Source organism: Dokdonella sp. (genome assembly GCF_019634815.1).
Classification (GTDB): Bacteria; Pseudomonadota; Gammaproteobacteria; order Xanthomonadales; family Rhodanobacteraceae; genus Dokdonella_A.
Map to the genome: position 1 here is coordinate 14173 of NZ_JAHCAP010000003.1, position 16298 is coordinate 30470.

At 64.7% G+C, this 16298-nt stretch carries 17 protein-coding genes; 10 read left to right on the top strand and 7 right to left on the bottom strand.

The window, feature by feature from the left end; genetic code table 11:
* Positions 1 to 37 precede the first annotated feature (37 nt).
* Positions 38 to 1456, bottom strand: a complete 1419-nt coding sequence (locus KF759_RS02455; protein ID WP_291222825.1) for a serine hydrolase — start codon at positions 1454 to 1456, stop codon at positions 38 to 40.
* A gap of 229 nt (positions 1457 to 1685) precedes the next feature.
* On the opposite strand from KF759_RS02455, the gene KF759_RS02460 reads away from it, so the two are divergent.
* On the top strand, positions 1686 to 3128 hold the full coding sequence (locus tag KF759_RS02460) for a PLP-dependent aminotransferase family protein (protein WP_291222826.1): 1443 nt from the start codon (positions 1686 to 1688) through the stop codon (positions 3126 to 3128).
* A gap of 94 nt (positions 3129 to 3222) precedes the next feature.
* Positions 3223 to 3777, top strand: a complete 555-nt coding sequence (sufT, locus tag KF759_RS02465) for a putative Fe-S cluster assembly protein SufT (protein WP_291222827.1) — start codon at positions 3223 to 3225, stop codon at positions 3775 to 3777.
* A gap of 164 nt (positions 3778 to 3941) precedes the next feature.
* Here sufT and infA read toward each other — a convergent pair whose 3' ends face one another.
* From infA to KF759_RS02490, 5 genes are all read right to left on the bottom strand, one after another.
* Complete coding sequence (infA, locus tag KF759_RS02470) at positions 3942 to 4160, bottom strand: translation initiation factor IF-1 (protein ID WP_291222828.1); 219 nt, start codon at positions 4158 to 4160, stop codon at positions 3942 to 3944.
* 151 nt (positions 4161 to 4311) lie between these two features.
* A complete protein-coding gene (locus KF759_RS02475) occupies positions 4312 to 5061 on the bottom strand; it encodes a gamma-glutamyl-gamma-aminobutyrate hydrolase family protein (RefSeq protein WP_291222829.1) in 750 nt (249 codons plus the stop codon).
* Between the two features lie 62 nt (positions 5062 to 5123).
* The gene (gene aat / locus KF759_RS02480) at positions 5124 to 5891 is read right to left on the bottom strand and encodes a leucyl/phenylalanyl-tRNA--protein transferase (protein ID WP_291222830.1); all 768 of its coding nucleotides are present in this window, start codon (positions 5889 to 5891) and stop codon (positions 5124 to 5126) included.
* A gap of 34 nt (positions 5892 to 5925) precedes the next feature.
* The gene (locus KF759_RS02485; RefSeq protein ID WP_291222831.1) at positions 5926 to 9039 is read right to left on the bottom strand and encodes an efflux RND transporter permease subunit; all 3114 of its coding nucleotides are present in this window, start codon (positions 9037 to 9039) and stop codon (positions 5926 to 5928) included.
* 91 nt (positions 9040 to 9130) lie between these two features.
* Positions 9131 to 10282: an efflux RND transporter periplasmic adaptor subunit gene (locus KF759_RS02490; protein ID WP_291222832.1), complete on the bottom strand. Its 1152-nt coding sequence runs from the start codon at positions 10280 to 10282 to the stop codon at positions 9131 to 9133.
* Positions 10283 to 10612: 330 nt separating this feature from the next.
* On the opposite strand from KF759_RS02490, the gene KF759_RS02495 reads away from it, so the two are divergent.
* The 8 genes from KF759_RS02495 (at position 10613) to KF759_RS02530 (ending at position 15648) form a co-directional block, all read left to right on the top strand.
* A complete protein-coding gene (locus KF759_RS02495) occupies positions 10613 to 11818 on the top strand; it encodes a phosphopentomutase (RefSeq protein WP_291222833.1) in 1206 nt (401 codons plus the stop codon).
* 3 nt (positions 11819 to 11821) lie between these two features.
* Positions 11822 to 12529 (top strand): purine-nucleoside phosphorylase, encoded by a 708-nt coding sequence (gene deoD, locus KF759_RS02500; RefSeq protein WP_291222834.1) that lies wholly within the window; start codon positions 11822 to 11824, stop codon positions 12527 to 12529.
* A gap of 91 nt (positions 12530 to 12620) precedes the next feature.
* Entirely contained in the window at positions 12621 to 12857 is a 237-nt protein-coding gene (locus KF759_RS02505; RefSeq protein ID WP_291222835.1) for a hexameric tyrosine-coordinated heme protein, read from the top strand.
* An 86-nt stretch (positions 12858 to 12943) separates the two neighbouring features.
* A complete protein-coding gene (locus KF759_RS02510) occupies positions 12944 to 13210 on the top strand; it encodes a DUF2249 domain-containing protein (RefSeq protein WP_291222836.1) in 267 nt (88 codons plus the stop codon).
* 4 nt (positions 13211 to 13214) lie between these two features.
* On the top strand, positions 13215 to 13829 hold the full coding sequence (locus KF759_RS02515) for a hypothetical protein (protein ID WP_291222837.1): 615 nt from the start codon (positions 13215 to 13217) through the stop codon (positions 13827 to 13829).
* A 69-nt stretch (positions 13830 to 13898) separates the two neighbouring features.
* Positions 13899 to 14810, top strand: coding sequence for an acyltransferase (locus tag KF759_RS02520; protein ID WP_291222838.1), 912 nt, complete (start codon positions 13899 to 13901; stop codon positions 14808 to 14810).
* A 62-nt stretch (positions 14811 to 14872) separates the two neighbouring features.
* Positions 14873 to 15412, top strand: coding sequence for a cytochrome b (locus KF759_RS02525; protein ID WP_291222839.1), 540 nt, complete (start codon positions 14873 to 14875; stop codon positions 15410 to 15412).
* 50 nt (positions 15413 to 15462) lie between these two features.
* The gene (locus KF759_RS02530) at positions 15463 to 15648 is read left to right on the top strand and encodes a DUF2892 domain-containing protein (protein ID WP_291222840.1); all 186 of its coding nucleotides are present in this window, start codon (positions 15463 to 15465) and stop codon (positions 15646 to 15648) included.
* 70 nt (positions 15649 to 15718) lie between these two features.
* On the opposite strand, the gene KF759_RS02535 is transcribed toward KF759_RS02530, so the two are convergent.
* A complete protein-coding gene (locus KF759_RS02535; protein ID WP_291222841.1) occupies positions 15719 to 16222 on the bottom strand; it encodes a hypothetical protein in 504 nt (167 codons plus the stop codon).
* Positions 16223 to 16298 lie beyond the last annotated feature (76 nt).

A 16298-nucleotide genomic window follows, 5' to 3' on the forward strand; every position in this document is an offset into this window, starting at 1 on the left:
CCGCGGTGGTGGTGATTGGCGGCGCAGGCAGTGGAGCTCACATCCCGGCAACGATCTGCAGCAGGCGACCTGTCACCGATTGCACCGCGTATTCGTCGATCCCGCCCGCGTTCGCGTTGGCCATCGCGATCACCACCCAGGGATCCTCGTTGGTGTTTTCGAGCATCCAGGCATGGGTGAGCACGAGCAGACCATTGCTGCCCGACTCGAGGCTGCCGCCCTTGTACCAGACGCGGTTCCAGTGGTCGCGGACATCGGGCTGGGCGGCGCTTGCGCCCAACGCATGGTCGATCAGCCAGAGCGCGTCCGAACCCTGCGGCGCACGACGCAGGCGCGAGAAGGCGTTGCAGATGTCGAATGGGCTCGCGCGCCAGGAGCCGAGCGTGAACAGGGATTCGTTGTTGTAGGCACCGCCTCCAAGATAGGGGCCGAGCGGATCGATCTGGTTGTCGATGAATTGCTGCTGGAATGGCTCGGTGCCGTTGACGTAGCTGGTCGAGGTGGCGAGCGGAAACGAGAAGAACAGGTGGAACTGTTCACTGATGCCCAGGAGCGGCTTGAGCACGTTCGCATCGGCGACACCGGAGTGATCGATGAAGGCGTCAATCGCCGGTCGCCCGACCAGATGATGAATGTGATCGGTGGCGGCGTTGTCGCTGATGCCGATCATCAACGCGGTCATGTCCGACAAAGGCAGCGCGGTACCCAGTGGCTCGCCATCGAGGAGCGCGCCGAGTGCAAGGAAGTTCGAATCGAGCACGACATTCTCGTCGAGATCGATCTCGCCCTTGGCAACTTGATCGGTCAGTCCGCCGAGTACCCAGGTCTTGAAGATCGAGCCTGTTGCGCGCAGCGTGCCGGCATCGGCCTGGGCGACGGCAGTGCAGGTTCCGGTGAGGCGATTGATGCGTCCGACCAGCACCGAGCTGTCGCTGGCGAGCGTCTGGAACCTGGTGACGGCCTGGTTGAGAGTGAGTGCCTGATCCGCGGGGTACATCACCGAGCCGCTGAAATTGCTGACGCCGAACGAGGTCACCAGCTGGCTGCCGGTGTAATGGGCCTGCAGCTGCACGAAACCATATGGCGGCGGTGCGCCCGGACTGGCGATGACGACGGCAAGCGCGAGGGGCGTCACGGTGACGACATCGGTGACGATCGCATTGGCAAACGGACCGCGCAGGGAATTGATGAAGCTCGCCATCGTGGCCGGGTCGTAGGCGGCAACGAAGTGCGCCGAGACTTCGGCCGTCGTCGTGGTTTCGCCGCTCGCCAGTTCGCCGAGGATCCATGCCAGCTGGTCGGCCGCGGGTCCGGATGGAATCTGACGCTCGCCGTTCTCGATTGGAAACTGGCTGGGCGGAACCGGTATCTGGAAGCCGTCGGCAAACAGGCGGTCGGCGTGTGCCGCGGGCGAGAGAACGAGACAGGCGGCGACGAGATGGGCACGCAGATTCATGGCAAACCTCCAGCACGCGATCGAATACGAAACTCGATTTCCCCAATGCGGCACGCGGTGCAGTCGGCAATCCGGCTTCGAGCGGATCGCGGTTTGTGGTGCGCGGCCACCTTAGCACGCCCCGGAATCGACCTCGTCGCGGCCTGCGTTATCGATCCGGTGGCTTCTGGGGCGGCCGCACAATTGGTACTGTTGTATCCAGCAGGTGGGGCAGGCTACGGAGCCAATTGTGTATCTTGAACTCGACGGGCAAGGCCCGCGCTACGCGCAGCTGATCCGCGCGCTCAAGGGCGCGATTCTCGATCGCCGCTATGTCGCGGGCACGCGGCTGCCACCGAGCCGTGCGCTCGCGCGAGAACTCGACGTGTCGCGCAATACGGTGCTGGCAGCCTATGAGCAGCTGCAGGTCGAGGGCTTCCTGCTCGGCCGCGTCGGCTCGGGCAGTTTCGTCGCCAACGTCGGGCCGGGCGGACCGCGCAAGATGCCAGCCAATACCCTGGTCGCACCGCTGTCGACCTTTGCGCGGCGGGCGCTGGCCAACACCGACGGCCGTCACGTGCCTGGCCACCAGCATCAGGATCTGCGCTACAACCTGCAGTACGGCGTGCCGCTGGCCAATCCGCTGCTGGCGAGTGCGTGGCGGCGCGAGGTCACGCGCGCCGCCGAACACGTGCAACTGGATTATCCCGATGCGCAGGGGCTCGAACGCCTGCGTGTCCAGGTCTGCGACTATCTGGCGCGACGTCGCGGTGTGCCGGCCGAGCCCGAAGACGTGCTGATCGTCAACGGCACCCAGCAGGCATTCTCGCTGGCTGCGCGGGTACTGCTCGAAGCGGGCGACGTGGTCGCCCTCGAGGAGCCGCATTATCGCGGCGCGCGGCAGGTGCTGGTTGCGCATGGTGCGCATCCGCGCGGCTGCCGCGTCGATGGCGAGGGCTTGGTGCCGGCGGCCCTGCCGCGCCATGCGCGGCTGGCCGTAGTCACGCCGTCGCACCAGTTTCCCACGGGCGCGCTGCTGCCGCTCGCGCGGCGCATGGAGCTGCTGGCGTGGGCCGCGCGCGAGCACAGTTGGCTGATCGAGGACGACTACGATGGCGAGTTCCGCTATGGCGGGCGGCCACTGGCCGCGCTCAAGTCGCTCGATCGCGATGGGCGCGTGATCTACATCGGCAGCTTTTCCAAGGCGCTGTTCCCGGCGCTGCGCCTGGGCTACATGGTGTTGCCGCCGGCGCTGCGTGAAGCCTTCGTTGCCGCGAAGTGGCTCGAGGATCGCGGCAGCAACACCTTGGAGCAGGCCGCACTCGCGCACTTCATGGCCAGCGGCGGTTTCGAGCGCCACCTGCGTCGCGCCGCGGTGGCCTTGCGTGCGCGGCGTGCGGCAATGCTCGCTGGGCTTGCACGGCATGCCCGTGATGCGCTCGAGGTGGTCGACTCCAATGCCGGCATGCATCTCACTGCCTGGCTCGGGCAGGCCAATCATGGCCAGTGCGAGCACCTGATCGCGCATGCGCGCACGCGTGGGCTGGGTCTGTATGCGATCGCGCCGTATTGCCTCAAGCCGCCGGCGCAACCCGGCCTCGTGCTCGGTTACGCGGGTCTGCCGCCTGCCGATATCGACGCCGCGATGCGCCTGCTCGGTCGCTGTCTGCGCGAAACGGGGCTACTCGCGTGAGCTGGCCCCGAAGCAGTCTTGGATGCACTGCAACATCCGTGTGCCGATGGCGCATAATGGCGGGTGGTCGAACAAGGCAATCACGAGTCAATCGATGGGCTACAGCCAAACCAGCGAGCCGGTGCAACTGCAGCGCGACTGCGCTGCGGTGATGGTGCCGCAAGGCGACGAGGTCACCCTTCCGGCCGGGCAGATCGGCTACATCACGCAGGCGCTCGGTGGCAGTTTCACCCTGTATGTCGAGGGCAACCTGTTTCGCGTCGACGGTGTCGATGCCGATGCCTTGGGCAAGGAACAGCCCAAGCCGATCGAGCTGGCCGCCGATGCCGGTGATGCCGACGTCGAAAAGATCGTCTGGGAGCAGTTGCGTACCTGCTTCGATCCGGAGATCCCGGTCAATATCGTCGAACTCGGCCTGGTCTATGAGTGCGATGTCGTGCATCGCGAGGATGGCCAGCGATCAGTGCGCGTGCGCATGACACTCACCGCGCCGGGTTGCGGCATGGGCGACATCCTCATTGACGATGTGCGCACCAAGCTCGAAATGATCCCGACCATCGCCGAGACCGATGTCGAACTGGTGTTCGATCCACCGTGGAACCAGACCATGATGTCGGACGTGGCGCGGCTGGAAACGGGAATGCTCTGATTCGCCTGGCAACCAACTTCAGCCGGGAATTCCAGCGAAGACCGGGAGGAAACCCTTCGCCCACGGAGAGGGCGGGGACGAGAGCGGTTCATGGCCCACTTCCGGCGCTTCGCGCCACCTTCTCCCGCCGGGAGAAGGGAAAACACCGTCCCGAACCGAGGGGCTCAGCGATTGCGGTAAGTGATGCGGCCCTTGGTCAGATCGTAGGGCGTCATCTCGATCTTGACCTTGTCGCCGGTAAGGATGCGGATGTAGTTCTTGCGCATGCGCCCGGAAATATGCGCCGTGACCACGTGTCCGTTCTCGAGTTTCACGCGGAAAACCGTGTTGGGAAGGGTCTCGAGGATCGTGCCTTCCATCTCGATGACATCGTCTTTGGACATTCGTGTGCGGCGTCTTGGGGGTCATTCGACCCGGAAAGCCCGCGATTTTGCCACGATCGGGCAGGCGCTGGAAGCACGAGACCGTTTGAGGGTCCCGCGCCGCCCCTACTGGCGTCGCTCGGCGCCCGCGCCCGCGGCGGCTTGGACTGGCCTAGACCCACTCGCGCGACGGCAGCACGAGCATTCGGCGCGGCTGGCCGACAAGGTCGAGAAAGGCGCCGAATACCGCCTCGGCCTGGCGCTGCATCCCATCGATGTGCCGCGAGGTGGCGGCGCGAATCGCATCGGCGCAGCCACCGTGGGCCAGCAGTTCATCGCGGTAGGCGGGTGTGCGCAACCAGCGCTCGATCAGGGCCGGATTCATTTCCAGATGAAACTGGAAACCGTAGGCGGCCTCGCCGTGGCGGAATGCCTGTGGCGCACAAGTCTCGGTGGAGGCGAGATGGATGGCCTCGCGCGGTATCTCGAAACGACAGGCGTGCCATTGGAACACGGGACTGACCTCGCCCAGCGGGGCGAGCACGGCATCGCTGCGCCCGTGTGGGGTGATGTGCAACGGGTACCAGCCGATTTCGGGTACCGGATTGCGCTCGACTGGCGCGCCGAGCACATGCGCGAGCAACTGGGCACCCAGGCAGATTCCGAGCACGGGCTTGCCCTGATGGAGCATTCTTTCGATTGCCCGCATTTCCACCAACAGGTGCGCGCGCCGGGAATGATCGCGCACGTTCATTGGGCCGCCGAGCACGATCAGGCCACGGTAGGAATCCACGTCCGGATCCGCATCGGGTTCGCGTTCGAAATTCACGAAACGGATGCGATGGCCGCGCCGCCGGATCAGGCGATCAAGCGTGCCCAATGGTTCGGCGGCAACGTGTTGGAAGACCAGCAATCGGGACATGGAGAGCAGGGCGAGCGTCTTGATCGACGACGATAGCAAAGCCGACGCAGCCGCTGAACCGCTCAGGCTGCGGGTGATGGCGTGCGGGGGAGCGCAAAGGCTTGCGCGAGCGCGGCGGCTTGACTGAACGGAAAAACCCCGCGCCACGAACCTTCGCGCCCCGGCTGGGCGCACAACGTGGCCACCTGCGCGCAAAAGCGCGCGCGTGGCAGTTCGAACGCGCCCAGCGAATGCAGATGGGGCGTCGACATCTGCGCATCGAGCAGGGGAAAACCCCAGCGCGAGAGTCCTGCGCACAGCGCCAGCAGCGCGACCTTGGAGCCGTTGCTGCGTGCGCTGAACATCGACTCGCCGTAGAACATGCGACCCAACGCGACGCCGTAGATGCCGCCAACGAGCGTGCCATCGGCAGCGCGCACCGCGAGCGCATGGGCATGGCCCAGCGCGTGCAGATGCGCATAGGCGTCGAGCATGGCCTCGGTGATCCAGGTGCCGTGATGGCCCGCACGCGGCGCGGAGCAGGCGTGCATGACTTCGGCGAAATCTCCATCCGCTTCGATCGTCCAATCGCATTGGCGCAGCCAGCGCAGCATGCGCCGCGGAATGTGTGCGGCAGCGGTGTCGAACACCGTGCGCTGCGAGGGCGACCACCACAGGATCGGCTGGTCGTCGGAATACCAGGGGAAGATTCCGCGTCGATAGGCTTCAAGCAGACGCTCGGGGCTGAGATCGCCGCCCTGGGCGAGCAAGCCATCCGGCTCGGCGAGCGCGTGCTCGACCGGCGGGAAATTGATGCTTGCGAACTTGGACAGGCGCATGAGCTGCATCATGCCTGATGCAGCCCATGCCCGTGTTTCGTCTGTCTCAGTGTGCGGCGACGACAGGCACGAGTCCGTCGTCGACCTTGTGGGCCGCCTCGTTGTGATGGTCTTCGCTGAGCATCATGTAGAAAGCCGGCACCACGAACAGCGTGAACAGCGTGCCGATGGTGAGGCCGGTGACGATCACCAGCCCCATGTTGAAGCGGCCGGCGGCGCCGGCGCCACTGGCGAGCACCAAGGGCAGCACGCCCAGCACCATCGCCGCAGTGGTCATCAGGATCGGACGCAGGCGAATCGAGGCGGCGTCGACGATCGCATCGAATTTGCTCTTGCCCGTGCGCTGCAGTTCGTTGGCGAATTCGACGATGAGGATGCCGTGCTTGGAGATCAGGCCCATCAGCGTCACCAGACCAACCTGGGTGTAGATGTTGAGCGAGGTGGACCAGCGTGTGGAGATCGCGCCCATGCCGACAAAACCGGGCAGCAGGTTGATGAACACGAGTGCGCCGAACAGCGCCATGGGTACCGATACCAGGATCACGATCGGATCGCGCAGCGAGTTGAACTGCGCCGCCAGCGCCAGGTAGACGATGATCACCGCAAACAGCAGGGTGAGCGCGAAGCCACCCGATTCGTTCACGTATTGGCGGGCCTGGCCGGAGTAATCCACGGTGTAGCTGGACGGCGCGAGTTCGCGGATGGTGTCGCGCACCATGGCGATCGTTTCGCCCTGCGACCCGGTCGGCACGCCCTGGAAGGTCACCGAATTGAGCTGCTGGAAACGCATCAGCGCCTGTGGCACGACCTCGTCCTTGATGGTGGCCACGGTCGCGGCCGGGATGACCGCGCCCACCGGTGTACGAACGTAGTAGTCGAGCACCTGGTCGGGATTGAGGCGTTCGGTCTGAAGCACCTGTGGAATCACCTTGTATGAACGGCCCGCAATCGAGAAGTAGTTGACGTAACCACCGCCGAGCGCCGCGCCGAGCGCGCTGCCGACATCCTGCTGGGTCATGCCCATTGCGGCGATCAAGTCACGGTCGAGCTCAACCGTGCTTTGCGGCTTGTCGATCTTGAGGTTCATGTCGACGAAAAAGAACTGTCCGCTCTTCTGCAGGCGGTCGAGCACGGCCTGCGCGACTTCGTAGAGATTCTCGAACGGCTCGGTGGTCGACATCACCACCTCGACCGGCATGCCCTGTGCGCCCGGCAAAGGCGGGAACTGGAAGGCCACCGCATTGATGCCGGCAATGCCGGACCAACGCTGCTGCAGATCCTGTTGGATCTGATTGGCGTTGCGGCTGCGCTCCGACCAGGGCTTGAGCTGGGCCCCGGTGAATACCGAGTTGGGGCCGGCAAACCCGGTGAACTGGAAGGTCTGGGAGACCTCGGGCAGCGACTTGGCGATCGCGTTCATCTGCGGCAGGTAGCCCGCGACCTGGCTGGGTGATGCATTGGGCGCTGCGGTTCCCATGCCGGCGACGATGCCCTGGTCCTCTTCCGGTGCCAGGGCGGTGGCCGAATGCGTGAACAGGTAGGCAGTGCCGCCGAGCAGCATCAGGCCCATGACCACCGGTACGCTCCAGGTTTGCAGGGTGCTTGTGAGACGACGCTTGTAGCCGTGATGCAGGCGGTCGAAATTGCGGTCGAGAAAGTCAACGAAGCGACTCTTGCCATGCTCGCTCTTGAGCAGGCGCGAGCCGAGCATCGGCGACAGCGCGAGTGCAATCAGGGCCGATACCGTGACCGCGCCTGCGAGCGTGAAGGCGAACTCGGTGAACAGCGCACCGGTGAGACCGCCCTGGAAGCCGATCGGCACGTAGACCGCGACCAGCACGATGGTCATTGCGATGATCGGCCCGGCCAGTTCGCGCGCGCCGATCAGCGCGGCCTCGAATGGCGATCGACCTTCTTCCTTGATGTGGCGATCGATGTTCTCGACGACGATGATCGCGTCATCCACCACCAGACCGATCGCCAGCACCAGCGCGAGCAAGGTGATGAGATTGATGGTGTAACCGAGCACGAGCATGACGAAGAAGGCGCCGATCAGCGACAGCGGCATCGCGATCAACGGAATCATCACCGCGCGAAAACTGCCCATGAACAGGAAGATCACCAAGGTCACGATCAGCAACGCCTCGATCAGCGTCTTGATGACCTCTTCGATCGAGGTGTTGATGTAGTTGGTGGCGTCATAGACGATCTGGCCGTCGATGCCATTGGGCAGCTGCGCCTGGATTTCCGGGAAGGCATCGCGAATGCGCTGCGCCACGTCGAGCACGTTGGCATCGGGCGAGCTCTTGATGCCGAGGAACACCGACTGCTTGCCGTCGAAGGCGACTGCGGAATCGTAGTCCTCCGCACCCAGCACGACATTGGCGACATCCTCGAGGCGCACCAGCGCGCCATCCTTCTGCTTGACCACGAGTTTGCGGAACTCGTCGACGTTGTGCAGATCGGTGTCGGCGGTCAGGGCAACCGTGACGGCCTGACCCTTGGTTGCGCCCACGGCCGTGAGGTAGTTGTTGGCTGACAGCGCGGAATAGACGTCGGCAGCAGTCACGCCGTGTGCGGCCATGCGTGTCTGATCCATCCAGGCGCGCAGCGCGAATTGACGGCCACCGAGCAATTCGGCGGTCTGCACGCCGTCGATCGCATCGAGCCTGGGCTTGACCATGCGCACGACGTAGTCGGTGATGTTGTTGGCGGCAAGGGTGGTGCTGTTGAAGCCCATGTACATCGTTGCGGTGGTCTCACCGACCTGCACCGAAATCACGGGTTGCTGCGCCTGCGCCGGCAACTGGTTGCGCACCGAGCTGATCTGGGTCTGGATCTCGGTGAGCGCGCGGTTGGAATCGTAGTTGAGCTTGAGCGTGGCGGTGATTGTCGACACGCCGGTCATGCTTGACGAGGACATGTAGTCGATGCCCTGTGCCTGCGCAATGGCTCCTTCCAGTGGCTGGGTGATGAAGCCGGCAACGGTGGCGGAATCGGCGCCGTAATAGGCGGTGGTCACCGTGACCACGGCGTTTTCGGTCTTGGGGTATTGGCGGATCGTGAGATCGGTCGCCGAGCGCAAGCCCAGCACGAGCACGAGCAGGCTGACGACGATCGCCAGTACCGGCTTCTTGATGAACAGGTCGGTGAAATTCATGGCAGATTCGGTCGGTGGTCGGATACGGGCAGGTGGATGCGTTCAGCGCAGGCCTGGACGACGCAGTCCTGACCTGCGGGCGATCACGATCTCAGTGTTCCTGCGGCGTTGGATTGGCCTGGTCGCTCGGCGGATGACTGTTGTCGATCACCAGAGGGGTGCCGTTCTTGAGCTTGAGCTGGCCGCTGCTGACCACTTCGTCACCCTCGACCACGCCGCCGAGGATCGCGATCTGGTCGCCGCGCGTGGCGCCGGTCTTCACGAAGGCTTGCTGTGCGGTTGGCTTGTCCTGCTTGCCGGTGGGTGGTTTGACCAGGAATACCGTTTCGCCGTACGGATTGAAGGTGATCGCGGCCTGCGGCAGGGTGAGTTGGCGCGCCGACGCGCCGACGTCGACCGCGACGTTGACGAACATGCCCGGCACCAGCAGCGCGTCGGGATTGGCTGCGCTCGCCTCGACGCGGACATTGCGTGTGGACAGGTCGATCTTCGGATCGATCGCGGTCAATCTTGCCTCGAACTCGCGGTCGGGATGGGCGTCGCTGCGCAAGGTCACGCGCTGGCCGAGCTTGAGTTCGGCGAGGTTGCGCTGCGGCACGTTGAAATCGGCGTAGACCGGATCGAGCTGCTGCAAGGTGACCACCGCGGAACCTGCAGCAACATAGGCGCCGGGGCTGAGCGTGATGATGCCGACGCGGCCCGCGAATGGCGCGCGCAGCTGCTTCTTGGCAAGCACCGCGCGGGCGTACTGCACGCTGGCTTGCTTGGCCTTGAAGTCGGCAGTGGCGCTGTCGAAGTCGGCCTGGCTGATTGCCTTGACGTTGATCTGGCGCTGGGCGCGATCGAGCGTGACCTTGGCCAGCGCTGCGGCGGTCTCCGCCTGATTGAGCAGGGCTGCATCGTCCTCGCTGCGCAGCTGCACCAGAACATCGCCCGGTTGAACCGAGTCGCCGGACTTGAAGTTGATTGCAGCGATCACGCCCGCGACGTCGAAGGCCAGATCGGCGCCGCGGCTCGCGCGCAGGCTGCCAACCGCATGTTGCTGCGGTTGCCACTCGTCGTAGCGGGTCTTGATCGAAGTCACGGTCTGCGGCGGCACCGGCATGTTCTGCGCGGCCTTTTTCATCATGATCTGGCCGAGTACGTTCCAGCCGATCAGCAAGGCCAGGAGCAGGCCAACGCTGATCACCATGATCGTCATGCGGCGGGTGGTGCTGGGCTTGCCGCTTTCGGTTCGCGCCATGTTCGGGTCCCTCGGTCAGATGCCTGTGCGCACGGGATCGGCGGCCGCTTGACGGGACGCGCGGTGCGCGAAAAAGAGAATCATTATCGAGGATTGGAAACTGGCAAGTCCAGTAATTTGATCGCTTTCGCGGCCGTGCCCGTAGCCACTTGCAATCGGCGCGAAACTTGAGACAAGTCAAGGCGTGCGGGGACGGATCTGCCTAGGCTGCGGAGCATGGAACATGCCTTTCTTCGCGCGCAACGTGTCGCTCGGCCGGACCGTGCGGCGGCCGTGGAATTCTCCCGTGGACGTGCGGCGAAGCTGCCTGCGTGGCGGCGGTAAGCGGCCGTGGCCCGTGCGATCTGGCTGGTTCTGGACTCACTGGGTATCGGCGGTGCGGCCGATGCGACCACCTATGGCGATGCCGGCGCCGATACCTTCGGTCACATCGCGGCCGTCTGCGCGCAAGCTGCGCGCGGGCCACTACGATTGCCGGCCCTCGAGCGACTTGGACTTGCGCATGCGCATCAGCTCGCCACGGGCTCCATCGCGCCGGGTTTCGAGTTGTCGAACATGCCCGCTGCCCAGTGGGGCTGCATGGAAGAACGCGCCTGCGGCAAGGACACGCCGTCGGGCCATTGGGAGAGCGCGGGCGTCGTGCTGGATCGACCCTTCGGGTTGTTCGGCGCTCGCGAGCAGAGCTTTCCCCGGGAGCTGCTGGACGCGCTGATCGCGCAGGGGCATTTGCCCGGCGTGCTCGGCAACTGCCACGCATCGGGGACCGAAATCATTGCCCGGCTCGGCGCGCAGCACATCGCGAGCGGCAAGCCGATCGTCTACACCTCGGCTGACTCGGTGTTCCAGATCGCCGCACACGAGGAAGCATTCGGGCTGGAGCGGCTGCTCGACCTGTGCCAACTCGCACGCCGCCTTCTCGCGCCCTACGACATCGGCCGGGTTATTGCGCGGCCCTTCGTCGGCACGGTGGAAGCAGGGTTCAAACGCACCGGCAATCGCCGTGACTATGCATTGCCGCCGCCAGCGCCAACCCTGCTCGATCGCGTCTGTGCAGCGGACAAGGACGTGATCGCGGTCGGCAAGATCAGCGACATCTTCGCTGCGCGGGGCGTCACGCGGAAGCTCCCGGCGAGCGGCCACGAGGCCTTGTTCGACGCCACGCTCGCCGCGCTCGCGCAGGCTGCCGACGGCGCCTTGATCGCGACCAACTTCGTCGATTTCGACAGTGTGTACGGTCATCGCCGTGATCCCCTTGGCTATGGCGCAGCGCTCGAGCGTTTCGATGCGCGCCTGCCGCAGTTGCTCGACCGCCTGCGCGACGGCGATCTGCTCGTGCTCAGTGCCGACCATGGCTGCGATCCGACCTGGCCGGGCAGCGATCACACGCGCGAATGCGTGCCCTTGCTCGCATTCGCGCCGGGCTTGCAACCGCGTGCGCTCGGCCGGCGCGCGAGCTTCGCGGATCTGGGGCAGGGCATCGCCAGCCATCTTGGCCTGCCGCCGTTGGCGGCGGGCCGCTGCTTTCTCAAGGACTGATACATGACTACACCCCACATCGAAGCCGCCGCCGGCGCGATCGCCGATACGGTCCTGTTGCCCGGAGACCCGTTGCGCGCGCGCTTCATCGCGCAGGAGTTTCTCGACGCGCCGGTGCAGGTAACCGCGCGGCGCAACATGCTCGGCTTCACTGGCCGTTGGCAGGGTCACGCAATCACGGTGATGGGCGGCGGCATGGGCATCGCCTCGACCGCGGTCTACTCAACCGAACTGGTGCGCGTGTATGGCGCGCGTCGCTTGATCCGGGTCGGGACCTGCGGCGGTCTCGGCGAGATCGCGCTCGGCGACATCCTGCTGGCGCAATCGGGCAGCACCGATTCGCGCTTCAATCGCATGCAGTTCGGCGACCACGATCTGGCCGCCTGTGCCGATTTCGCCCTGCTGCGTGGTGCCGTCGATGCGGCCGTCGCATTGGGCGTCGATGCCCGCGTGGCCCATGTCTTCAGCACCGATTGCTTCTACGATGGTGCGCCCGGGCTGCACGATCACCTGCGCCGGCATCACATCCGCGGTATCGAAATGGAAACCGCGGGCTTGTATGGACTGGCGATGCGCGAGGGCGTGCAGGCTCTTTCGATACTCGCCGTCAGCGATCATCTGGATCGGCACGAGAAGATGAGCGCGGCCGAGCGCGAGCGCGGCCTGAGTCGGGTGGCCAGGCTGGCGCTGACCGTCTGCGCGGGGCCCTGAGCGCGATCGCATCGTGTGTGCCGCCGCATGCTGATTTGCAGCGCGTATGCGATTGCGCGAGGATCGGGCTTTCACCCGACGGAGACGCGTCATGGCTGATGTCTGGTTGAGTTCCCTGCTGACTTCGAGCCCGCAGGAAGGTTTCGAGCTGGCGATCAAACTTGCGCGCATGGGTGTCAAGTACACCCAGCCTTCGGCGGAGGTGCGTGATCGCCTGCGTCCGCAGTACGGCGAGGATGCGGCTGCGCTGATCGCCTCGTCACAGGTGGTCGCGATCAACTTCCAGACCATTGCCGCGGCCAATGGCTACTGGCGCGACGTGCGTTGAAAGTGTGCGTGCATCCTTGACGTGGATCAGAATGGAACGGGGACAGCGGCGTAGCATGGCACGCGATTTCATCCGTGGAGCCGATCATGTCCAGCCAACTTGACCCTGAACCGAATGTCTTCGTCTTCGATGCGCGTGGCGTGGCGCGGCGTTTCCGCCATTCGGCGATCTTCGGTGCGCTCGGTGCGCTGCGCAACGGCGAAACCATGCGCTTCATCAACGATCACGATCCGATACCGCTGCTGGGTCAGCTCAACCAGCGCTATGGCGATTACCTGAGCATCACCTATCGACAACGCGATCCCGGTCCGATCGTGATCGATTTCGGTATCGATGGCCTGCCGGACGAGTAGGGCAATGGGCTTTCCGGCATTCTTTGCCCAGGCGCCGCGCATCCAGGTGCGCGATGATCTGGCCGATCTGCTCGGCGCGGCCGATGGTGGCCTGATCGAATACAGCTATGCCGATGCGGTGCGACTGGCTGGCCATTCCTGCCCGACCGTGGCCGGTGCCTGGCTCATGCTGCGCGCGGCGCTGCGTGCGCTGTACCCCGATGGCCCGGCCGAACGCGGCGCGATCACGGTGACGATGAGCGAGGCCGAGGCGGAAGGCACCACCGGCGTCATGGCGCAGGTATTCACCCTGGTCACCGGTGCCGCGGCTGCCAACGGGTTTCATGGCATCGGCGGTCGCTACAAGCGGCGCGGTCTGCTGCATTACGCCAGCAATGAACGCGGTGCGATCGCGAGTCTGCGCCGCAATGACAGCGGAGAAACCGTCAATGTGGCGATGGATCTGTCCAGCGTGCCACCCGCGCCCGAGATGCGCATGCTCATGGGGCAGGCGTTGTCACCCGCAGCGAGCGATGCCGATCGTGCTGCGCTCGGCGCGGTGTGGCAGGAGCGCGTGCGTCGCCTGCTGCTCGAGCATGCCGATGATCCGCGTGTGATCATCGTTCATCGCCGCAGTTGAGCTGCGGCGAGACGCCGATGGCGTCGGTAATGGACAATGCGTCTTTCCGCTCCCGATCGCGGTGGCCGCATGCCTGTGCTTCGCCTGATCCTCATCGTGCTGATGATTCCGCTCAGCACGGTGTCGCACATCACGCCCTTGCTGCTGCTGACCCTGGTCAAGGCCCTGCTGCCGCTGCCGGGCGTGCGCCGGATCTGCAACGGCCTGCTCACGGGGATCGCCGAAAGCTGGATAGGTGTGAACAACTGGATGTGGGATCACCTCACCAGCACGCGCCTGAGCATCGTGGGTCTGGCCGATGCCGATCTTCGCCGCGATGGCCACTATCTCGTGCTTGCCAATCACCAAAGCTGGGTTGACATCCTCACCCTGCAGAAGGCTTTCAATCGGCGTATCCCGCTGCTGCGCTTTTTCCTCAAGCGCCAATTGTTCTGGGTGCCCTTGCTTGGTCTGGCATGGTGGGCACTGGATTTTCCGTTCATGGGCCGCTACACGCCCAAGCAGATTGCGCGCAATCCGGAACTGGCGGGGCGCGACATCGAGGCCACGCGCCGCGCCTGCGAGAAGTTCCGCGAGATTCCGATCTCGATCATGAACTTCGTCGAGGGCACGCGCTTCACGCCAGCCAAGCACGATGCCCAGCATTCGCCGTACCGGCGCCTGCTCAAGCCCAAGTCCGGCGGCGTCGCCTTCGTGCTTGATGCGATGGGGCCTGGCTTGCAGGCGGTCCTGGACATCACCATTGCCTATCCGGATGGCGTGCCGTCCCTTGCCGACCTGTTGCAGGGGCGCGTCACCGAGGTTCGGTTGCAGGTGCGCAGGCATCCCTTGCCGGCGCACCTGCAGGGTGGCAGTTACCAGAATGATCGGGAGTTTCGCGTGCGCTTCCAGAAGTGGATGAACGGCTTGTGGGAGCAGAAGGACGCCGACCTCGCGGGTCTGCTCGGCGGCGACACGCAAGAAACTGCAAAGCCGTCTTGATCGGCGAAGAGAAGCGCGCAGTTTGCGCGATACGATTTCGCAAGCCAAAACCGGAGCGTGCCTTGGTCGCCGAAACCCGCCCCTGCTACACCCCGCTGCAGCGCCGTCTGCACTGGCTGATGGCGCTGCTGATCCTCGCTGCCTACCTCCTCATCGAGCAACGCGGTTATTTTCCGCGCGGCAGTGGCGGGCGGGTGGTCATGATGCAAGGCCATTTCTGGGCTGGCATCGCCATTCTCGTGCTCGCGTTCTGGCGCATCTTCACGCGCCTTCGCAATGGCGCGCCGCCGATCACGCCGCCGCTCGGACACTGGACGGCATTCATCGCCAAGGCCATGCATCTGTCCTTGTATGCCTTCTTCATCGTCATGCCGCTGCTCGGGCTCGCCACGGCCTGGACCGATGGCAAGGCGATCCTGATTCCGTTCACCGACATCGCCCTGCCGGCCCTGCTGGCACCGAACAAGGAAGTGGCACATTCGCTCGAGGATCTGCACGGCGCAATCGGTCATGCGTTCTATTGGGTAATCGGCGTGCACATCCTGGCTGCGCTATGGCACCACTGGGTCAAGCGCGATGACACCCTGCGGCGCATGGTGTAAATGGCTGCGTGCCGGCGCATGATGCCGGCGTTGCCATCGAGAGGCGTGCCATGAGAGCGAACGTGGGCGGCATCGACAAGATCCTGCGCATCATCCTGGGCCTGGCCCTGATGGCGTGGACCTTGTTCTTCCAGGGGCCGCTGTGGGCGTGGATTGGCGTGGTGCCGCTGGCCACCGGCCTGTTCAACTTCTGCCCGGTCTATCGTCTGCTCGGCATCAACACCTGCCGGCGTTGAGTCGGGCTTGATGCTTGTGCAGGCGCCGCGGCCCTGACCATTTGGATCAGGGCTCACGCGTGCTCCTGCCTCAGAGCTGGCGGTCTTCGACCTTGAATTGGCCGTTGCTCACGGTGATGGCCTTGCCGGCGGCATCCTTGAGCCGGAACTTGAACGTTCCCTCGTAGACCTTGCCTTCGGCTCGGGTGATCTCGAAGTGGTTCTCGGCGCTGTTCTTGTCGAGACGATACTCGGCATCGGGTTCGCCCCCCATCGACTTGGTGCCCTTGGCAAAGCTCACATCGCAGGTGCTGCGCTCGAAGGCCTTGTGGTCGAGCACGAGCGGCTTGCCGTCGGTGAAGCCATCGCAGGTGATCGAGAGGCGATCGATGCGCGTTTTCGGCGGAGGCCAGGCCGAAGCGCCCGCGGTGCTCGCGCCCAAGGAAAAGCTGCCGTTGACCGGCACGAGGGTGATGTCCTCGTCGGCCGATGCGAACGCGATATCGCCGACCTGTGCGCTCAGGGATTGCGGCGTGTCGGCGTGGGCAAGCGTCGTGGCGAGGACAAGGGCAAGACAGGTCAGCGATTTGCGCATGATGGCTCCGCAAGCGAAAGAAAAGCAGGCGACGCGGGGCGACGCCTGCTGCATCAATACGCACGAGGGTGGCGAA